The sequence below is a fragment of the Microbispora sp. H10949 genome (assembly GCF_014161435.1).
In the GTDB taxonomy this organism is placed as follows: domain Bacteria; phylum Actinomycetota; class Actinomycetes; order Streptosporangiales; family Streptosporangiaceae; genus Microbispora; species Microbispora triticiradicis.
This window is the reverse complement of the sequence record NZ_JABBWZ010000004.1, coordinates 219,325-239,033: the sequence shown is the minus strand read 5'-3', so window position 1 is coordinate 239,033 and position 19,709 is coordinate 219,325. Positions and strand designations below refer to the sequence as shown.

The window sequence follows — 19,709 nt, the reverse complement described above, 5'->3', positions numbered from 1 at the left end:
GCACCGCTCTCGGCCAGCGCGGGCCGGGTGCCGCCGACCTAACCAGAGGCGACCAGGAGGCGGTCGCCGCCGTCGCATCAGCGTCCGATGCCTACTTCCAGGCATGTCTGTCGCCGTACTGGCCGCGCATCCGGGCACAGGTCGCCCGGGAACGGGCAGGGCGCGCCCGGATACTGTACGACCATGGGTGGGGGGCGGTGTTCTCCACGCTGCATCCCTCGGCCAGGTGGAGCTTGCCGACGCTCGAACTGTCCTATCCCGCCGACCACGACATCCACCCCAACGGCCGGGGCCTGGTGCCGCAGCCCTCGTTCTTCTGCCGGGAAACACCCATCACCCTGCGCGATCCCGAGCTTCCTCCGGTGCTGGTCTACCCGATCGAACACGACCCCGGCTGGGCGCACGACGAAGCTGTGGACGGACGCCCCGCCCTGACGCGGCTGCTCGGCCTGACCCGCACCCATGTCCTCGAGGCCATCGCCGACGGCGACTGCACCACGGGAGAGCTCGCCCTGCGGCTCGGCATCCCCGGATCGACCGCCAGTCGCCAGGCGACCACACTGCGCGAGGCAGGCCTCGTGCAAAGCCGGCGCCTCGGACAGGCGGTGATCCACACCATCACCGACCTCGGCACCGCGCTGCTCGAAGGTCGCCGCCCGGGGCTGATCGCCTGACGATCGTTCCTGCGGCAACCAGAACCGGTGACTTCAGCCGCGGCAGACCTGTTTGTCGGGCATCTCTGCCACCAGCCCACGCGCGAGATCGTCATCGACGGCTGGAGTATCAGGCGGCGCGGGTGTGAGTGGGACCTTCCTATTTCTCGTGCTGCCGGCGTACGAGTTCGGTGATCCAGATCGGCGCGTACGGAGAGGTGCAGCCCGGGGGAGTCGGGTAGTCCTTGAGCACCTCCAGGCGCTCGCCGATGTCGATCGCCCGGGCACGATGCTCGGCGTGCTCGATCCCGATCTGCGCCAGACAGTGGTTCATCGCCCACTGCAGGCGATCCGGGGCGTTCTTCATCTCCGCTTCGATGACGTCGAGCAGCCCTGCGAGGTCGAGGCCCTCGGGCTTCTTCGTCACACGTTCGGTGGTCAGCGCCCAGCCGGCACTCGCGACCACGGGATCCGGATCGGCGGACCAGGCCAGGCGCAGCTCTTCGGCGTGCGGGTTCTTCTTCACCACGTAGTTCACGAGCCAGTCGTGCACCTTGGGGGCACGCGCCTCGCGCAGCATGCCATCCAGCTGGTCACGCTCGAACGCCTTCGGACGGCAGATCAGGATCGCCAGCAACCGCGCCGCGGTGTCATCCGTCTCCCAGAGCCGGCACGCGAGTTCCTGCTGCGTCTTCAGCCGCTTCGCGAGCGCGCGCAGCTTGCCGAGGTTCACACCGTGATCGTCGCCGTGTCTCTCGTTCACCTCGCGCGCCCTCGGGTCCTCGAGCTCGGCCAGCTCGGTCATCACCTCGGGCAGCGTCGTCTCGGTCGGGGTCGTTCCGGCCACCTCAGCCTCCTGTCCGTCACGTGCGAGAGCAGCCTACGAGCACTCGTACGTTCGGCTCAGTCCTCTCGAAACAGGCCACCACCGCTGACGGCGTCCGTGGCGTCGTCGAAGACCGTGTTCAGGCGCGCTCACGTTCGGCCCGCTGCCGGACCAGCTCCTCGATCGCGCTCGGGAGGGTCGTCTCGAAGTCGATCAGCTTGGCCCAGGTCGGGGTCACCACGATCCGGACCATGCCGTCGTAGAGCGAGCGGACCTCGGCCTCCCACTCGACGCGCTGCTCCGGCGTCATCTCGTACGAGCCGTTCATCTGGAGGTACTCGTCCGGGATGCCGTCGACGACGTCCAGCTCGGCCCGGCCGCGGATCAGCAGGATCCTGGGCGGATGCACCTCGGTGTCGATGGTCAGGGCGACCATCGGGTTCTCGCGCAGGGCCGGGAGCTTCGGGGCGTTCTTCGTGGTGCACATGACGATCTGCGAGCCGTTCCAGGTGAACGCGATCGGGACGTTCCGGGGCGTGCCGTCCTTGGCCACGTACGCCAGCCGGGTCACGTCGCGTGCCAGCAGCTCTCGGCTGATCGGCCGGTCCAGAATCTCGGCGATCTCGTTCGCTCGCATGGCGGTCCCTCCAGGGTTGTCGTCGTGATCCGAGCCGGGGACGGAGCCGCCGGAGCGTTCTCGACATCCGCCGGCCTCCGAGTTGCCGAATTCTTCCGGCTGCAGCTCGGTCGAGGCGGGTACGGCGGTGGAACCAGCGGGAACGTGCCTGGTGGCGGCGTTACTGGCTAGGATCTCGGTCTGCGACAACGCGACTGCGCACGGGCGGAGGCCGGATGCAGGGCGAACGCCTGAACGACGGACTGTCCGTGGCGGCTACCGGGAACGGCGCACCCCTGGTCTTCCTGGCCGGCCTCGGTCCGGGTGCCGACCTGTCCCAGGGGGTCCCGAGAGCCATGGCCCGGTCGGCCCGCGCCGTCGCGCTCGGATCTGGCCGCACGGTCCACCTGATCAACCGTCCCATCGACATGCCTTCCGGCACGACCATAGCCCGATTGGCCGGATGGCACGCCATCGCACTGCGGGAGCGGTTCGGCAAACCGGTCGACGTCATGGGCAGCTCCGGTGGAGGCGTCACCGCGCTCCAACTCGCGATGGACCACCCCGAAGTCGTACACCGCCTGGTCATCTCCGTCGCCGCGAGCCGCGTCAGCGACCGCGGACGACATGACCTGCTACGGAGCGTCGAGATGGAACGCCGGGGGAAATCCGCCGCCTGGATCAGCAGCGGCCTGGTCGCACACGGACTCCTGCGCGTGGTCGTCGCGGCCATGTACGCGCTCGGCGCCGGCCGACAGCGAGCCCCTGGTGAGGTCGCCCTCATCGAAGCCATTCAGGAGTGGGATGTGACGGCACGGCTGGGCGAGATCACCGCACCCACGCTCGTCGTGGGTGGCACCCGGGATCCCATCGTCCCACCCGCGCTCGTCGAAGCGACCGCACGCGGCATCCCGAACGCTCGGCTCCTCCTGCTCCGTGGCCGAGGGCACATGACAACGCTCTTCGACCCGCGCGTCACGCGGGCGACCACCGCCTTTCTCGACGGTAGGTGATCGTGCTGTTGGCTACTCCAACCACGCGAGCATCGCGTAAGCAACGCGGACGGTCTCCTCTGCGGCGATGAGGTGTACGGCGGCTGCACTGGCTTGCGCAGGTTGATCCCGCTGACCGTCCCGGAGATCGGGCGCCTGCTCACCGCTGTCCTGCAACCCGTACATCCGCCCGGTCATGCCACACGCCGGCTGTGCTGGCGACGCCGCCACCAGGCACGTTCCCGCTGGTTCCATCGCCGTGCCCGCCTCGACCGAGCAAATGTCTCGGTCAGCCAGGAATCGGCGACTGCCGTAGTAAGACGCCGGGTGATATTCCGCGTCAGGGCGAAAAGGCCGCGTGACCATTCGTCACACGGTTTCCGAAAATTCGCATCCGGCCAATCTCGTCGAAAAGTTTCGAACCTAATTCGATAGTTTCTGTTCAGAAGTGTAGACAGGTTACAGATACGTGTCAAGCATCATGAGTGCCGTGGTCGGCACGGCGCCACCCTGAGGCGCGCTCCCGCGACACCGCAACCAGGCCGGTGAGCAGGGGTGTTGAACCAGAAGGCCGGTTTCCCCGACGCGTGCGTCCCGCCTGTCCCGGGTCGGCGGGGAGGCTCGGACGGCGAGCCGAACGCCACACCGTCCCTGCCGTCCCCCTGCCGGCAATGGCCGGAGGATGGCGGGCGCCCCTTTCTGTGGCGAATTACGCCGAAATTTTCGGGAATCCGGCCGGACATATTGAGTCACACGTTTCGGCGTGCTATTTCTGTGAGTGTTCCGGGACTGTCCGGCCATAGAGGAGTTCGTCCCGCACACGTCGGAGTCGCCCTCGGCACGAGCCCCCACCGACCGTTCCGCAACCGCGCCGCGGCCGCATGACGCCGGCCCTGCCCAGATTCCGAGGTGCCTGTGCAGGCGCGGAAACCCCCTCGACACCGGAGTAGCCATGCGTAAACACGTCCTCGCGGCCGCACTGCTCGCCGTTCCGCTGATCGGGCAGGCGCAGCCGGCGGCCGCGTCGCCGGTCACCATCGACATCGACGACAGCGTGAAGTACCAGAAGATCGACGGGTTCGGGGTCTCCACCGCGTTCCGGCGCAATGAGCTGATCAAGGCCCTGCCGGAGGACAAGCAGCAGGAGATCCTCGATCTGTGGTTCAGCCGCCAGAAGGGGGCCGGGCTCAGCATTCTCCGGCTCGGCATCGGAGCGCGGCCGGCGGGCAGCCCGTACGACCAGATGGTCTCGATCCAGCCGGAGGACCCGGGCGGCCCGACGGCGCCGCCCAGGTACGTCTGGGACGGCGACGACAACAGCCAGGTCTGGATGGCCAAGGCCGCCCAGAGGTACGGCGTGCGGCGTTTCTTCGCCGATGCCTGGAGCGCGCCCGGCTACATGAAGGACAACGGCGACGCGAGGAACGGCGGCAAGCTGCTGCCGGAGTGGCAGCAGGCCTACGCGAACTACCTCGTGCAGTACACGAAGTTCTACGCGCGGGAAGGCGTCAGGATCACCGACCTGGGCTTCACGAACGAGCCCGACTGGACGGCCGGCTACGAGTCCATGCGCTTCACCCCCGAGGAGGCCGCCGGGTTCGTCAAGGTGCTCGGCCCGGTGGCCGGGGCCGCGGGCGTGAAGGTGGCGTGCTGCGACTCCTTCGGCTGGGACCAGGCCAAGGCGTACACGGAGGCGATCGAGGCCGACCCCGAGGCCGCCCGCTGGGTGCGGGTGCACACCGGCCACTCCTACGCCAGTCCTCCGACCTCCCCGTTGCCGACGGACCGCCACACGTGGATGTCGGAGTGGGGCCCCGGCGGCAGCACGTGGGACGAGCAGTGGGACGACGGCAGCGGCCAGGACGGCATGACGGTCGCGCAGGCCGTGAACGACGCGCTGACGCTCGGCGGCGCCTCCGCCTACGTGTACTGGCTGGGCGCTTCGAGCGGGGCCACCAGGGCGTTCATCCGAATCGACACGGCGACGCAGACCTACCAGGTGTCCCGGCGGCTGTGGGCGATGGCCGCCTACAGCAGGTTCATCAGGCCCGGCGCGGTGCGGCTCGGGGCGACGGCCTCCGACCCCGGCCTGAAGGTCTCCGCGTTCCGCAACGCCGACGGTTCCCGCGTCGTCGAGATCCTCAACACGGGTACGGACCCCGTCACCTGGGACAAGATCAAGGGCCACGGCCGGGCCCGGGCCTACCTGACCGACCAGGACAACGCGGTGGCCCCCATCCCCCTGCGGGGCAAGGGCGTGACGATCGCGCCGCGCGCCCTGACGACGATCGTCCTGGGCTGAGCCGTCCCGCCCCGGCGCATGAAGATCCTGGAGTCTGATCGGCGGCGCGGGACCGCCGGTTCCGCTGTGTCCGCAGGGACGGCGGTGCCGCACTAAGATCGCGTCCCGTGCTTCCGGACAGTCTCTGGCGGATCCTCAGGATCGGATCGGCAGGCCTGGTCCTCGCGGCGGCGGCCGTGGGCCTGGTGCTGGGCGACGCCTGGCTCTGGGTGGCCGTCGAATGGTCGCCGCCGGCCTTCGCGGGGTTCTACACGCGCGGCGGGTTCGGCACCTCCACGACTGCGGCCCTGCTCGTGGCCGCCCTGGTGAAGGCCGCGCTGCTGTGGCTGATCCTGCGTGCCCCCGCGCCGGGACTCCTGGACCGCCGGGCGAGGGCGCTGCGCCTGCTGCTGTACCTGGCGGTGGCGTACGCCCTCGTGCTGTGGTTTCCGATCGCGCTGCTCCCCGACGCGGTCGACGCGGCATTCCAGCTCGCGCTGTGGGCCGCGATCGACGTCCTCTACCTGCTCGTCATCCGCTGGCGGTCCCGCGTGCTGCGCGCGGCGGCCGGAGCGATCTTCGCGGTCGAGCTGGCCGGGATGGCCGACGACCTGCTCGACGAACTCGACCTCCCGGAGCTCGGCTCGGGCGGCGTCGTCGAACTGGGCCTGATGCTGGGCGGAGTGGCGGCGACCGTCGTCACGCTCGTCGGGCAGCGGCGCGACGGCCGGTGGAGCCGCGGCACCCAGGCCGCCGGGTGGGTGTCGGTGGGCGTCTGCGTGCTGGTGATCCCGCTCAACGTCCGCTTCGCGATGATTCCCAGCGGCGGCGATCTGGCGATACCGGTCATGATGGACGCGCTGGGGCTCGTCAGCACCGTGTGGATCGCGGCGACCGCCCGTGAACTGCCCACCGAGGGCCGCCCGGCGGACCTGCCGCCCGCGCGGCGGCGCGTGATCCGCGTCGCGGCGGCGGCCGTGGCCCTGCTGCCGGTCATCGCGATGATCCACCCGGAGCAGACCCCGCACTTCGCCTACACCGGCTGGTCGGCGAACTGCTATGACCGGCCCAGTTTCGGCGACCTGAAACCCGCGGAACGCGACGCCGCGTTCCTGTGCCGGGCGCGGAGCACGGACGGCGGAGTCCCGCCCATGTTCCCGGACAGCATGTCCGACCAGCAGGTCCTCGCGTACGGGCGGGCGCTGTGCCGAACGAAGGACCGCGAGGAACAGGAGGCGATCCTGACCCGGGCCGGGAGCGCGCGGCCCGCCTGGGGCGCTGACCCGTGGGACCTCGTCTACGTCTGCCCGGAGATCGTCGGCGCGACCCATCCCGAGCTGTTGCGGTCGACCGCCGAGACGAAGGCGGCGAACGACGCCTACGTCGCCGAGCGGAACGCCGAGTGCCGCGACCCGTGGCCCCGGACGAAGGGCGTCGTCCAGGCCACCGCCAACTACTTCCTGTTCGCCGACGGCGATCCCGGCTACCTGGTCTACGACCCGCAGGACGAAGCGGCCGACGAGGCGGCGGAGCGGGCGACCGACAAGTCCTTCGAAGACAGCGCCCTCATCGGGGTGGCCGGCAGCGCGGTGCTCGTCGGGCACGTCGAGGACGTCGCCGACCTGTGCCTCACGGTGAAGGCCTTCCGCACCCCGCCGCCACGGCGGACGGCCGGGTGGGATCAGGTCGACGAGGTGCCGGTCGTCAGCCGCAGCGGCCGGCTCACCGTGCCGGAGATGGGCGAGGGCGGAGAGGTGGGCGCGGGCGCCCCGATGCCGAACCTGGCGATCGCGGGGAAGGGCCGCTACCGGGTCCGTGTCCACGTGCGGGTCCGCGGTCTGGGAGAGGAGCACCTGGTCGTCGTGTTCCCGGGCGCTTCGAGGAAGAGGCTCAAGCTGAGGCCGTGAGCGGTGCGGGGCGCACGCAGGCCCGTCCGGTGTACGCCCGCGCGCGGTCAGCGCTTCTTCAGCAGAAGCTCGGTGTTGCGGTCGCCGGGCAGGCCCGCCAGCCCGCTCCGGATGCCGGGGGAGTTGAACGAGAGCTCCCGGTAGAGCGCGGCGAGGCCGCTCTGGGACAGGTCGGTGAAGTCGGTGCGGTGCGGCGCGGCCGACTCCACCAGCGTGGTGAACAGCGACAGCGTCCCGTCGTGGTTGTCGGCCAGTTCGACGACCCTCGCCAGTTGGGGGTAGTCGACGTGGGAGGCGGTGGAGATCTCCCAGAGGCCGCCATGCGGAACGATCTTGTTGAGGTGGGAGTGACCGTTGATCCAGGCGGCCACGTTGCCGTGCTTCCTCAGCACCGCCAGCAGCTCCTGCCCGCTGTGGCGCTTCTCGCCGGGCCTGGCCGGGTTGGGAGTGAGGTTCGTCATTGCCCAGCTCGGGTGGTGACTGAAGATCAGCGCGATGTCGTCGGCGTGGGTCTTCAGGGTCCGCTCCAGCCAGGCGAGCTGCCGGGTGCCGACCGATCCGCGGTAGTCGCCGCCGCGGTCGGTGGTGTCCAGGCTGATGCCGACGACACCGTCGGCGATCCGGAAGGAGTAGTCCAGCCGGCCGCTGTCGAGGTTGTCGCGGGTGTAGCCGTGGCCGGCGGGTCCCGAGCCGGTGTACGCCGGGTCGAGGTGGGCGGCGATGTAGGCGTGCGGGCTCAGCGGGGCGCGGCGCTCGTCGGCGGTGACCGTGCGGGTCTTGCCCCGGTAGCGCTTCCACGCCGCGCGGAAGCGGGCCCCCGTGGGGTCGCCCCGGCGCAGCGCCTGGTAGACGGCGCCGGCCTCGGAGGCGGGCAGGGAGAACAGCTTGCGCGAGCCGGTGGCCAGGTCGGCGAAGAAACCGCCGGCCGAGGAATAGGCGCCGCCGAAGAGCTGGTCGTGGTTGCCGATGGTGGAGTACCACGGTACGGCCAGGCCCGGGCTGCTCACCTCGCGGATGGCCGCCTTCAGGAAGCCGTCCAGATGAGGGAACCCCACCCGCTTGTCGACGTCGCGCAGGCCCGAGTCAGGCTGCCAGTAGAGGCCCAGGCCGGAGTTCTGCACGCCCTCGTACGCGCCGGGGTCGCCGGTGTTGGGAGTGAAGCGGCCGCCGGTCATGGCGGTGAGGAACCACTCCATCTCGATCCGGGAGTTGTTGTCGGTGTTGTCACCGGTGGTCATGACGAAGCCGATCGGCGCCCGGGTGGCCGGGCCGTGCCCCAGGGCGTTGATCTGCTCGATCAGTGAGACGGCGCCGACGGCGGTCAGCGCCTCCTGCGGGCGCCAGGAGCCCAGGTCTCCGGCGCGCAGGAACTCGTAGCGCTGCGGGTTCTGCGCGTCGGTGATGTGCAGGTCGGTGAACTGGACGAAGCAGGCCAGCACCGTACGGCGTTCGGCTCTGTCCTTCTTGGCGTCGGCCAGTTCGGTGCGGGTCACCCGCCGCCAGCCCGGGCCGTCGGACAGCCTGCGGTAACCGCTGGTGCCGTGTGGTCTGGCGACGGTGCGGACCGTCGTCATGGGGGTCGTGGCCGAGGGCGTCACGGCCGAGGCGGCGGCGGGGCCGGCGGGAAGTGCGATCTCCAGCGCGAGGCCCGAGGCGGTCGCTCCGGAGGCGAGGAGGAAAGCGCGGCGGCTGAGGGCGGGATCCATGATGTTCCCCAGTGGTGGCGTCGAGGCGAACGTCCACTGGGGATGTTTGACAGTCGGAATGACTCCCGGCCTAACGCGGCTGAAACGCCGTCCAGCCAGATAACGCCTAGATATGGCCGTATGTGATACGGACATCTGGCGGCAGCAGGCCGGAAGTCTGCCGCTCTCCCGCCGTTCAGAAGGGCGCTGTCCGGGCCCGCCGCCCGCCTCAGGCGGAGGCGGCCTCCCAGACGAATCCGTCCGGGTCGGTGAAGGGCCCGGCGTCGCCGCCGATCACGATCCGGTGCGATCCCGTGCCCTCCTGGGAGACGCCGGTGTCCTTGGCGAGGGCGCGGCGCGGGTAGAGCGCCAGCGTGACCGCCGACGCCGGGGTGTCGAACTCGGCGTACCTGCCGCCGAAGCTCTTGGCCACGGCCAGGCCGCGGTCGGCGTAGAAGCGCCTGCTGGCCTTGACGTCCGCCACTCCCAGCAGGAGCGCGACCTGGTCGACGTGCCGGGCGGCGGGGCGGGTGTCCTTCTTGTTCGAGGTCGCGATCTTGCAGATCGTCCCGTCCGGGGCGCGTACGACGCCGCCGTAGCCCCAGAACCCCTTCGCGGCGGGCTTCAGCGTCGTGGCGCCGGCGTCGAGGGCGGCACCGACGAGGGCGTCGACGTCGCCCGGCTGGGACGCCAGGAGCGACAGCGCGAACCCGCGGAAGCCGTCCGCCGGCGCGTCCGAGGCGCGTACGTTCACGTACGGGCCCAGGCCGAGGGCGTCGTAGAAGGCGCCGGCGGCCGTGGGGTCGGGAACTTCGAGGGTGACGGACGTGAAAGAGGTCATGACGGGTCCTTCGGGCGAGGTGGGTTCGGCGTCGTGGCGGCGTCGTGGCGGCGGACGGGCCGCGGATGGGACAGGGGAAGGCCGGTGCTCACCGGTCCTGCAGGAGCCCGAGGATGTTGCCGTCGGGGTCGGTGACGGTGGCCACCAGGCGGCCGCCCCCCACGTCGTGCGCGGCCTCCTTCACGGTGGCCCCCGCGGCGGCCACCTCGGCCAGCTTCGCCTCGATGTCCGGGACGTGCCAGTAGGCCACCGGCGAGGTCATGCCCTGCGGTCCGCCGTCCGGCACCAGTCCGATGTGCTGGCCCTCCACGTCGAAGCCGACGTAGTAGGGCGAATCGGTCTGCGGCGGGATGCCGAGCAGGGCCGCGTACACCGCCTTGGCCTTGGCCAGGTCGGACACGGGGTGCAGCACGGTCCTGATCACGTTGGGGGAGGCGTCGGTCATGGTCACTCCTTCGGTGGTGGGTCGCGTCGACCCGCTGGGTGCGTGGTCACAGCCTTTCTTCCAGCCCGGTGGGCCCACATCCGTGGTGACCACGGAACCGGCCACGGATCGAGAGCACGGATCGAGAGCACGGATCGGCGGCACGGATCGGCGGCACGGATCGAGAGCACGGATCGGCGGCACGGATCGCGGACGGTGCGGATGGGAACGCGGCGCGGATACGCCAAAATGAGGCCAATGGGTACAGAAGCGGAGATCTCGCCTCGGGAAGCCGAGGTGCTGGAGCTGGTCGGCGCCCATCTCAGCAACGCCGAGATCGCGGCACGGCTGTGCCTCTCGGTGCGGACCGTGGAGAGCCATGTCTCCTCGCTGCTCCGCAAGCTGCGGGTGCCGGATCGGCGGGCGCTCGCCCGGCGTGCGCCCGAGGCGGCCGGCGCCGCTCCCTCGCATCCGGCGCCGGTCCTGCCGGCCCCGCTGACCTCGTTCGTCGGCCGGGCGAGCGAGCGGGCCGAGCTGACCGAGATGATCAGAGCGCACCGGCAGGTCACCGCCGTCGGCCCTGGGGGAGTGGGCAAGACCCGGCTCGCGCTGGCGGTGGCCGGGGAGGCCGTCGGCGAGTACTCCGACGGGGCGTGGTTCGTCGACCTCGTCCCGGTCACCGATCCGGGCATGATCGCGACCGCGGTCGCCGGGGCGGCCGGTCTCGGTGAGCAGCCCGGCCGTGACATGACCGAGTCCGTGGTCGCCGCGCTGGCCGACCGTCACGCGCTGCTGGTGCTGGACAACTGCGAGCACGTGGCGGACGGGGCCGCGCTGTTTCTGGAGCGGCTGCTGGCGACGTGCCCTCGGGTGACGGTGCTGGCGACCAGCCGGGCCCGGCTGATGGTGCCGTTCGAGCGGGTGTATCCGGTTCCGCCGCTGTCACTGGCCGTCGACGGCGAGTCGGACGCGGTCGCGTTGTTCATGGAGCGGGCGGCGGCGGTCGGCTGGCCGCTGGATCCTCCGCTGCGCGGCCAGATCGCCGCGATCTGCGCGCGGCTGGACGGAATGGCGCTGGCGATCGAGCTGGCCGCCGCCCGGTATCCCACGCTCGGGCTCGACGGCATCACCGCGGCCCTGTCCCACCCGCTGCGGATGCTCACCGGCGGCTCCCGCGCCGATGAGCGGCACCGCTCGGTGCGGGCGGCGCTGGACTGGAGCCACGCCCTGCTGGAGCCGGCCGACCGGGCGCTGCTCCGGCAGGTGTCGGTGTTCACGGCGCCGTTCACCGCCGTGGCGGCCGCGGAGGTGGTCAGGTTCGGGCCAGGCCCGGTCGGCACGGGCACAGTCAACGAGGACACGGGCAACGAGGACACGGGCGACGAGGACACGGGCGACGAGGACACGGGCGACGAGGGCCCGGCCGATGAGGGAATCGTCGCCGACGGCCTGGCCCGGCTCGCCGAGCAGAGCCTGCTGGTGGTGACCGCGTCCCCGGCCGGGACCGGATACCGGGCGTTGGAGACCATCCGCCAGTACGGGACGGAGCGGCTCGCCGAGGCCGGTGAGCTGGTCGACGCCCGGTCCCGGCACCTGCGCTGGTGCCTGGCTCAGGCCGCCGGCCTGACGGTCGTACAAGCGGATTGGCGGGCCCGGTTCGACCTGGTGGCCGACGACCTCCGCGCGGCCCTGGCGTGGGCGGCCGACCGGCCGGAGCGCCGCGCGGACGCGTACGAGCTCGCCCGGCGTCTGGCGGAGCTGACCTTCACCCGGCACCTGACCGGCGAGTCCCAGCGGCGCTACGAGCAGGCGGCCGAACTCGCGGGCGACCCCGCCGACAGGGCGTCGATGCTCCGGCAGGCCGCGGCCGTGGCCGGCTGCCGGACGATCGGTGATGACATGTACCGCCTGCGCCGCGCGGCCGCGGACGCCGCCCGCGACTCGGGCGACAGCGCCGGCGCCGCCGCCGACCTGGCGACCGCCGCCACCGTCGCGTTCCGGTTCTCGACCACGTTCGTGCGGCTCCCGTCCCGGGAGGAGGCGCTCGCGCTGGTCCGTGAGGCGCGGGAGCGCGCCGGCGACGACCCGGCCGCGCGGGCCGCGGTGGCGCTGGCCGAGGCGGGGGTGCTCACCGACGCGTTCGGCGCCGCCCAGGGACCGTCGGAGAACGAGGTGCCGGAGACGATCGCGCGCGCCGAGCACGCGGTCGACCTCGCCCGCCGGACCGGCGACCCGCTCGCCGAGTCGGCCGCGCTCGACGCGCTCATCGGCGCGCAGAGCTGGGCCGGGGACACGTTCGCCGCCGCCGGCACGGCCCGGCGCCGGATCGCGCTCCTGTCGTCCCTGCCGATCTCGCCGGCCGGCACCCACGAGCTGGTCGACGCGCTCGCCATGGTCACCGAGGCGGGACTCGGCGCGGGGGACGTGCCGGGCGCCCGCCGATGGGCACGCCGGCTGGCCGGCCATCCATCACTGGCGGAGGTCGGTCACCGCGCCACCTGCCGGCTGCTGATGGTCGACGCGCTGGCGGGCAACGTCGCCGAGGTGCTCACCGGCAGCGTCCGGTTCCTCGACGCGTGGCGGCGGGCAGGCGGCCCCGCCCTGTCGATCCTCCGCCCGGCGGCGGCCGGTGTGGCGATGATCCACGGCCTGCGCGACGACCGGACGGCCCGGCGCGAGTGGCAGGAGGTCCTGGAGCGGCTCGGCACCCCGCCAGAGGGCACCTACGGCTACGGGGCCGTCTTCGACGCGTTGCTCCTGCTGCACCGCGGGCGGGCGCCGGAGGCGCTGGAACGGATGGCGCCCGAGGCCGGGCAGGTGTGGAAGTGGGTCACCTGGATCTGGCACCACTGGTACGTCGCGCTCCGCACCGAGGCCGCCGTGCTCGCCGGGAGCCCCGGCGCCCGCGACCGTCTCGCCGAGGCCCGCACCGTCGTGGCCGGCAACCCGGTCGCCGGCGCCATCGTGGAGCGGGCCGCAGCCCTGCTCGACGGCGACCGGGAGGCGCTGCTGGCCACGGCGGACGCGTTCGACGCCGCCGGCTGCCGCTACCAGTCCGCACGGACCATGGTGCTCGCCGGCGGCCCCCATGCCGAGCGCGGCGAGGCCGTGCTCGCCGGCCTCGGCTTCGCCCCGATGGCCCCTGCCCGGAGCCGATGACGACCTCGCGGCCGCGCCCGGCCGCGCCCGGCGGGCGTGGCGCCGGAGAGCCCGGCTCGGCGCGCCTCGCGCCGGCGATTCCCGATCCCCCGGACGCCCGTCACCTAAGCCGGGCGCGCCGCCCCGGTCTCCGCGTGCGGCGCGGGCTCGGCCGACGCCGCCGGCTGCTCGGGCGGCCGCGGTGCCGTACGGCGCCGGGTGAGCAGGAGCGCGAGCGATCCGGCGACCAGTCCCCAGAAGGCCGATCCGATGCCCGCGAAGGAGGTCGTCGAGGCGGTGACGACGAAGGTGACCGCGGCCGCCTCCCGCCGGTCCGGCCCGGTGAAGGCGGTGGCGAGCGAGGAGGCGAGGGCCGGGAGGAGCGCGAGCCCGGCCACGGCGGTGACCAGGACCGGCGGTGAGGCCACGACGAGCGCGGTGGCGAAGGCGGCGCCCAGCCCGAGGGTGAGCTGCCCGGCGCCGAGGGCCAGGGTGGCGGTCCAGCGGCGGGCCGGGTCGGGGTGGGCGTCGGGTCCGGCGGTCAGGGCGGCGGTGATGGCGGCGAGGTTGACGGCGTGCCCGCCGAACGGCGCGGCGGCCGTGCTGACGAGTCCCGTCGTCACCAGTGCGCCGCGCAGCGGCACCGAGTATCCGTAGGTCGACAGAACGGCCGCCCCGGGCACGTTCTGTCCCGCCATGGTCACCAGGAACAGCGGCAGTGCGATGCCGACGATGGCCGGCAGGGTCACGTCGGGCATCGTGAACACCGGTTCGGGGCGCAGGGACGCGGCGGGGAACGCGGCGCCGCCGATCGCGAGGCCGGCCACGGCCGCGACCAGCGCCCCGGCGACCGCCCACCGCCGGGCGTACCGCATGAGCACCGCCCAGGTCAGGGTGACCGGTCCCGCCAGCAGCGGGACGTCCACCATCGCGCGGAGCGGGGCGGTGCACAGCGGGAGCAGGACGCCGGCGAGCATGGCCGCCGCCATGGGGCCCGGGATCGCGGCGACGCCGCGGGCCAGCCACGGGACCAGCCCGGCGAGCACCGTCAGGACACCGCACACGGCGAAGGCCCCGATCGCCGCCGGGTAGCCGCCGGAGACCTGCCCGGTCGCGACGAGCAGCGCGGCGCCCGGAGTGGACCACGCGATCGCGATGGGCATCCGGTACCGGACGGAGAGGACCGCGGCGGCGACGGCGATGCCCGCGCACAGCGCGAGCAGGCCGGAGGCCGCCTGCCGCGGGTCGGCCCCGACGGCCTGGAGGCCGGCGAGGACGACGGAGAACGAGCTGGCGTAACCGACGACGGCGCTGACCAGTCCGGCGAGCACCGGCTGCAGGATCCGCACCGTTCCTCCCTGGAATCCGGCCACAACCACGAGCGTTCCGTTTACGGAACGATTTCAGGTGTCACCATAGCCAGGTGGGTGCAGACGGGACAAGCCGGTTCGACCCGGCCATCGGGCGGCGGCTGCGCGGGCTGCGGGAGGCACGCGGGCTGTCGCTGTCGGAGCTGGCCCGCCGGGCCGGCGTCGGCAAGGCCACCGTGTCCGGGCTCGAGCACGGGACCCGCAACCCCACGCTGGAGACGATGTACGCGATCGCGGGCGCGTTGTCGGTCCCGATGAGCGCGCTGACGCTGGACCCCGGCGCTCCGGCCGGCGCGGCCTCGCCGGTGCGGGGCGCGGCCGTCGTCTCCACCCTGCTGGAGGTGTTCCGGGAGCCGGGCGCGACCTACGAGATGCTCCGGCTGCGGATACTCGCCGGGGTCGAGCAGACCTCGCCCGCGCACCCGCCCGGCGTCACCGAGCACCTCTCGGTCGTCCAGGGGACGATCAGGACGGGCCCCGCCGCCACGCCGCTGACCGCCGCCGCGGGGGAGCACATCTCGTGGGCCGCGGACGTCCCCCATGTCTACGCGGCCCTCGGCGGCGAGGAGGCGCACGCGATCCTCCTCATCCGCACCCCCCACGACCCGCCGGCGCTCAGCGGGTGAGCAGGCGGCGCAGGCGTGAGGCCGGCTGCGCGGGCGGGGGAGGCGGGGGCTCGATCAGGCCCAGCGCCTCCAGCCTGCGCTTCTTGAAGTAGCGTGCCGGGCCGTGGTCGCGCACGTAGGCCGCCGCGGCCTCGCGCAGCCCGGGGTGCGCCGCGCTCTGCATGCAGTAGCCGACCGCCCCGACCAGGGCGGGAAGGTCCAGGGCGGGCGGCTCGGCGATCGTGCCGTCGGCCTCCAGCCGGGGCAGCGTCGCGTCCACGATCGTCGCCGGGATCCGGTTGCTGTTCTCGTACGGCGTGAGCCGTTCGAGCACGAGGCCGGTTCCGGCGGCCGCGACCGGCAGGCCGAACAGCCGCCGCGCGGTCACCAGCGCGGTGGAGAAGCACCCGGCGACCAGGTCGGGGCGGTGCGCGGCGAAGCACGCCTCGGCGGGCGTCGTCTCCGGCGCCACCAGGAGCTCGACGCCCAGCTCCGCGGCGACCGGCCGCAGCTCGCGGGCGTGCCGCCGCCCGGCCGCGGGGTGCGGCTTGAACAGCACGGTGCGGTGGCCGCGCGCCGCCAGGCCGCGCAGCATCCGCTCGTGCAGCCCGGCCTCCTCGGCGGCGGTGAGCAGGCCCAGCGAGGACAGGTACTGCCCGAGGATCATCGCCTCGGCGCGGGGGGCCGCCTCCGCCGCCTCCGCGACCCGGCCCGTCACCCGCGTGAACGACGCGTCCGCCAGCGCCTCGGCCGGCACGCCGTGCTCGGCCAGCAGCAGGGGGGCCAAACCCAGGACGAGATCGAGGTGGAGCAGCCGGCCGATCCGGCCGGCGATCTCCTGCGGCAGCGGGTCGCGGGTGGGCCCGTAGCTCATCAGCCCGTCGGAGTAGACGGTGATCGGGCAGTCCTTCACCAGGCCCGCGAGCGTCCGCGCCGGCGGCACCGCGATCGACTCCAGGACCAGCTCGCCGGGTTCCCCCAGCAGGTCGCGCAGCAGGCGGCCGAGCATGGGCGTCTCGATCGAGCGGGGCTTCCAGTCCGACGGGTGCAGCGGCGCGATGATCTCGTTCCAGGACAGCACGCGGTCGAACGCCCCGCGCAGCGCGGCGAACCCCGGCGCCTCGTCCGGCGCCGGGGTCACCTCCGGGATCGCCGCGTTGTTCGACACCAGCAGGACCCTGGGCCCGCCGCCGAACCGTCCCTCCTCGATCGCCGCGGCGAGCGTCATCGCGCCGAACAGCGTGGAGGCGTAGAACAGCGTCGGGTCAGGCACTCGGGCCTCCGGGAAGGTAAGGGCCGAGCAGGGCGGCCCGCTCGGGCTCCAGGCCGCCGAGCGCCTCGGTCAGCGTCTCGCGCGGCAGCCGGGCGAGCGCCGCCCGCGCCCGCTCGTCGAACCGGGCCCGTACGGTCGGGGTGAACCGCTCGGCCAGCTCGGCGTGGTGGGCGAGCAGCGCGCACAGGTTGCGGGCCGCCTTGGGCAGGTAGCGCGGCTCGGCCTCGTCCAGCACGATGTCGTAGGCGTCGAAGAAGTGCAGCTGCCGCTCGTCGCCGATCTGGGTGAGCGAGGCCGGGAGCCCCCGCCGGTAGAACAGCCCGGCGAGGGACACCACGGCGTACGACCGGGCCAGCCGGTGCAGCCGCCAGATCCACGGGCGGTCCTCGGCGGTGTGCAGGCCCGAGGGGAACGCCAGCAGGTCGCCCAGCTCGCGCCGGTAGATCCCGGCCCAGGCGTAGGGGTAGTCGACCATGGTCTTGAGCCCGGCCGGCAGGATGCTCTCGCGCGGGTCGAGCACCACCCCGCGGCGCGGCTGCGGCGCCCGGTGCGTCTCCCGTTTGCGGCCCTCGGCCTGCACGTGGTCCACCCGGACGAAGTCGCAGCCCAGCCCCTCGATCGCCGCGACCAGCCGGGGCAGGTAGCCCGGCGCGAGCCAGTCGTCGGCGTCGAGGAAGGTGACGTACCGTCCGGAGGCCAGCTTCAGCCCGGCGTTGCGGGCGTCGGCGAGCCCCAGCGGCGCCGCGTTGCGGACGAGCGAGAGCCCCGGCAGGTCGCGCCGGAAGTCCTCGGCGACGTCCGCCGTCGCGTCGGCCGAGCCGTCGTCGACGACGACGACCTCGGTCTCGAACTCGCGCGTCCGGTTGCGCGCCAGGGACGCCAAGGCGTCACCGAGGTACGCCTCGCCGTCCCTGACGGGCACGATCACGGAAAGGGTGATCACGCCGTGACCCGGCGCAGGCGGGCCCGCGGGGCCTCCTCACCGGGGTAGACCCGCTTGACGCCGTCCCCGAGGGACTCCTCGATGATCCGGATGTCGCGGACGAGGTGCTCCAGGCCGCTCGGCTCCAGCGAGGCGGCGTGGTCGGAGCCCCACATCGTGCGGTCGAGCGTGATGTGCCGCTCGACGGTGACCGCGCCCAGCGTCACGGCCGCCAGCGAGATCTGCAGCCCGCGCTCGTGCCCCGAGTAGCCGACCGGCACGCCGTACCGCTGCCGCAGCGTAGTGATCATGCGGAGGTTGGCCTCCTCCGGAGGCAGCGGGTAGGTGGAGGTGGCGTGCATCATCACCAGGCGCTCGGTGCCGAGGATCTCCACCGCGGCGTCGATCTCCTCGATCGTCGACATGCCGGTCGACAGGATGACCGGCTTGCGCGTGGCCGCCAGCGCCCGGAGCAGTTCGTGGTCGGTCACCGAGGCCGAGGCCACCTTGTGCGCGACGACGTCCATGTTCTCCAGGAACTCCACCGACGGCACGTCCCAGGGCGAGGCGAACCAGTCGACGCCGCGCTCCTCGCAGTACTTGGCGATGTGGGCGTACTCGTCGGCGCCGAACTCGGTGCGGAGCTTGTACTCCATGTAGGTCATCTCGCCCCACGGCGTCTGCCGGATCTGGTCGCGCTGCTCCAGCGGCACGCAGATCTCCGGCGTCCGCTTCTGGAACTTGACCGCCTGGCAGCCGGCGTCGGCGGCCACGTCGATCAGCCTGCGCGCGATCTCCACGTCGCCGTTGTGGTTGATGCCGATCTCGCCGATCACGTAGACCGGCTGCCCGGGCCCGACCAGCGACCTGCCGATCCGCACCGGCCGGGGCTCCGCGAGCGGGGCCGCGCCGTACGCCGGGAGAACGGGGGCGGGGACCGTCTCGGGGGCGGGTTCGAGGGCGGCGGCCGGGCGGGCGGCGAGCACCCGGTCGGACAGTTCGCGCACCGCTCCAGCTCCGCCGGGGGCCGACAGCACGACGCGGGCGGCGGCGCGCACCCGGGGGTGGGCGTCGGGCACCGCGACCGGCCAGCCGACCATCGCCATGCAGGACAGGTCGTTGACGTCGTTGCCGACGTAGGCGACCCGCTCGGGGTCCAGCCCCTCGGCGGCGAGCCACGCGCGCAGCGCGGCGTCCTTGGCGCCGAGGCCCTGCAGCACCGGCACACCGAGCTTGGCGGCGCGGGCGGCGACGACCGGGTTGCGCTCGGTGGACAGCACGAGCGTCTTCACCCCGGCGCGGCGCAGCAGCGCGATCCCCATGCCGTCGGAGCGGCTGACGGCGACCATCTCCCGGCCCTCGGAGTCGACGAACGCGCGGTCGTCGGTGTGCACGCCGTCAAAGTCGGTGACGACCGCGTCCACGTCGATGGGCAGCGGCTCGTCCACGAACGGGGCGAGCGCCCGGGCGATCTCCAGATCCTCCGGGACGTCGATCTCGACCGCGTGCCGGCTCGGCACCGGCTGGACCGCGACGGTGCCGAAGAACCGGTGGCCGCGCTCGCGCAGGCCCGCCGTACGCATGACGTAGAACGCGCCGGTCTCCCGGAAGTGGGGCTCGCGGTCCTGGCGGCGCGGGCGCACGGCCGGGTCGTGGTTCACCCCGTGCCCGGCGCCGGTCCAGACGAACTCGTAGGTCTCGACGCCGGAGAAGACCGAGTCGGCCTCGCCGCCGAGCACCCTGCCCACGGCCGCGTCGAGGTCGCGGGGGTCGATGAACGCGCTGGTGCACTGGACGAGGACGACGATCTCCGGGTCCTCGCCCGGCGTCTCGGACAGGGCGTGCAGCACGGCCGACTCGCTGGAGGCGGTCGGGCCGCTGAGGTCGGCGGGGCGGCGCACCACGCGGGCCCCGGCGTCCTCGGCCGCCCGGGCGATCAGGTCGTGGTCGGTGCTGACGACAACCTCGTCCACGAGCTCGGCGCGCAGGCAGGCGTCGACCGCGCGGGCCACGAGCGGAATGCCGCCCACCTTCTCCAGGTTCTTCAGCGGGACGCCCACCGAACCACCTCTGGCGGGGACGACTGCCAGCACTCGCACGAGTGACTCCTTCACCTGCGACATCGGGAACCCCGGGGGTCCTGGGGGGCGGGGTGTCGAGAAAACTAGCCAGCAGG

At 72.8% G+C, this 19,709-nt stretch carries 15 protein-coding genes; 6 read left to right on the top strand and 9 right to left on the bottom strand.

Annotated features, from left to right (window positions below):
- Positions 1-197: 197 nt before the first annotated feature.
- On the top strand, positions 198-674 hold the full coding sequence (locus HHX40_RS11520) for an ArsR/SmtB family transcription factor (protein WP_182880554.1): 477 nt from the start codon (positions 198-200) through the stop codon (positions 672-674).
- A 139-nt stretch (positions 675-813) separates the two neighbouring features.
- Here the strand turns inward: HHX40_RS11520 and HHX40_RS11515 are convergent, their stop codons facing one another.
- Complete coding sequence (locus HHX40_RS11515) at positions 814-1,458, bottom strand: DNA alkylation repair protein (protein ID WP_220499047.1); 645 nt, start codon at positions 1,456-1,458, stop codon at positions 814-816.
- A 160-nt stretch (positions 1,459-1,618) separates the two neighbouring features.
- Complete coding sequence (locus tag HHX40_RS11510) at positions 1,619-2,116, bottom strand: pyridoxamine 5'-phosphate oxidase family protein (protein ID WP_182880552.1); 498 nt, start codon at positions 2,114-2,116, stop codon at positions 1,619-1,621.
- 215 nt (positions 2,117-2,331) lie between these two features.
- Here HHX40_RS11510 and HHX40_RS11505 point away from each other — a divergent pair, with 215 nt between their 5' ends.
- The 3 genes from HHX40_RS11505 (at position 2,332) to HHX40_RS11495 (ending at position 7,275) form a co-directional block, all read left to right on the top strand.
- Entirely contained in the window at positions 2,332-3,108 is a 777-nt protein-coding gene (locus tag HHX40_RS11505) for an alpha/beta fold hydrolase (RefSeq protein WP_182880551.1), read from the top strand.
- Between the two features lie 931 nt (positions 3,109-4,039).
- On the top strand, positions 4,040-5,389 hold the full coding sequence (locus tag HHX40_RS11500; RefSeq protein ID WP_182880550.1) for a glycoside hydrolase family 30 protein: 1,350 nt from the start codon (positions 4,040-4,042) through the stop codon (positions 5,387-5,389).
- Positions 5,390-5,496: 107 nt separating this feature from the next.
- The gene (locus HHX40_RS11495) at positions 5,497-7,275 is read left to right on the top strand and encodes a hypothetical protein (RefSeq protein ID WP_182880549.1); all 1,779 of its coding nucleotides are present in this window, start codon (positions 5,497-5,499) and stop codon (positions 7,273-7,275) included.
- Positions 7,276-7,322: 47 nt separating this feature from the next.
- On the opposite strand, the gene HHX40_RS11490 is transcribed toward HHX40_RS11495, so the two are convergent.
- The 3 genes from HHX40_RS11490 to HHX40_RS11480 form a co-directional block, all read right to left on the bottom strand.
- Complete coding sequence (locus HHX40_RS11490; RefSeq protein WP_182880548.1) at positions 7,323-8,981, bottom strand: TIGR03767 family metallophosphoesterase; 1,659 nt, start codon at positions 8,979-8,981, stop codon at positions 7,323-7,325.
- 208 nt (positions 8,982-9,189) lie between these two features.
- Entirely contained in the window at positions 9,190-9,801 is a 612-nt protein-coding gene (locus HHX40_RS11485; RefSeq protein ID WP_182880547.1) for a glyoxalase, read from the bottom strand.
- Positions 9,802-9,889: 88 nt separating this feature from the next.
- A complete protein-coding gene (locus HHX40_RS11480) occupies positions 9,890-10,246 on the bottom strand; it encodes a VOC family protein (protein WP_182880546.1) in 357 nt (118 codons plus the stop codon).
- 237 nt (positions 10,247-10,483) lie between these two features.
- Between HHX40_RS11480 and HHX40_RS11475 the strand changes: the two genes are divergently transcribed.
- Positions 10,484-13,384 carry an ATP-binding protein gene (locus HHX40_RS11475; protein ID WP_182880545.1) on the top strand — a complete coding sequence of 967 codons (2,901 nt, stop codon included), beginning with the start codon at positions 10,484-10,486 and terminating at the stop codon, positions 13,382-13,384.
- A 104-nt stretch (positions 13,385-13,488) separates the two neighbouring features.
- Here the strand turns inward: HHX40_RS11475 and HHX40_RS11470 are convergent, their stop codons facing one another.
- Positions 13,489-14,712 carry a benzoate/H(+) symporter BenE family transporter gene (locus tag HHX40_RS11470; protein ID WP_310738047.1) on the bottom strand — a complete coding sequence of 408 codons (1,224 nt, stop codon included), beginning with the start codon at positions 14,710-14,712 and terminating at the stop codon, positions 13,489-13,491.
- A gap of 74 nt (positions 14,713-14,786) precedes the next feature.
- Between HHX40_RS11470 and HHX40_RS11465 the strand changes: the two genes are divergently transcribed.
- A complete protein-coding gene (locus HHX40_RS11465) occupies positions 14,787-15,359 on the top strand; it encodes an XRE family transcriptional regulator (RefSeq protein ID WP_310738046.1) in 573 nt (190 codons plus the stop codon).
- Here the strand turns inward: HHX40_RS11465 and HHX40_RS11460 are convergent.
- From HHX40_RS11460 to HHX40_RS11450, 3 genes are read right to left on the bottom strand one after another with little or no spacing between them, the layout of a single operon-like run.
- Positions 15,349-16,611: a polysialyltransferase family glycosyltransferase gene (locus HHX40_RS11460; protein ID WP_310738045.1), complete on the bottom strand. Its 1,263-nt coding sequence runs from the start codon at positions 16,609-16,611 to the stop codon at positions 15,349-15,351. The genes HHX40_RS11465 and HHX40_RS11460 overlap by 11 nt on opposite strands.
- Positions 16,604-17,554, bottom strand: a complete 951-nt coding sequence (locus tag HHX40_RS11455; protein ID WP_182880544.1) for a glycosyltransferase family 2 protein — start codon at positions 17,552-17,554, stop codon at positions 16,604-16,606. Before HHX40_RS11455 ends, HHX40_RS11460 begins: the two co-directional genes overlap by 8 nt.
- A complete protein-coding gene (locus tag HHX40_RS11450; RefSeq protein ID WP_310738044.1) occupies positions 17,551-19,632 on the bottom strand; it encodes an N-acetylneuraminate synthase family protein in 2,082 nt (693 codons plus the stop codon). The genes HHX40_RS11455 and HHX40_RS11450 overlap by 4 nt, the downstream gene beginning before the upstream one ends.
- Positions 19,633-19,709: the final 77 nt, after the last annotated feature.

Bases quoted from the DNA above. Each gene is read 5' to 3' on its own strand.
- HHX40_RS11515 (WP_220499047.1), bottom strand. From the start codon at position 1,458: ATGACCGAGCTGGCCGAGCTCGAGGACCCGAGGGCGCGCGAGGTGAAC.
- HHX40_RS11510 (WP_182880552.1), bottom strand. From the start codon at position 2,116: ATGCGAGCGAACGAGATCGCCGAGATTCTGGACCGGCCGATCAGCCGA.
- HHX40_RS11505 (WP_182880551.1), top strand. From the start codon at position 2,332: ATGCAGGGCGAACGCCTGAACGACGGACTGTCCGTGGCGGCTACCGGG.
- HHX40_RS11500 (WP_182880550.1), top strand. From the start codon at position 4,040: ATGCGTAAACACGTCCTCGCGGCCGCACTGCTCGCCGTTCCGCTGATC.
- HHX40_RS11490 (WP_182880548.1), bottom strand. From the start codon at position 8,981: ATGGATCCCGCCCTCAGCCGCCGCGCTTTCCTCCTCGCCTCCGGAGCG.
- HHX40_RS11485 (WP_182880547.1), bottom strand. From the start codon at position 9,801: ATGACCTCTTTCACGTCCGTCACCCTCGAAGTTCCCGACCCCACGGCC.
- HHX40_RS11480 (WP_182880546.1), bottom strand. From the start codon at position 10,246: ATGACCGACGCCTCCCCCAACGTGATCAGGACCGTGCTGCACCCCGTG.
- HHX40_RS11475 (WP_182880545.1), top strand. From the start codon at position 10,484: ATGGGTACAGAAGCGGAGATCTCGCCTCGGGAAGCCGAGGTGCTGGAG.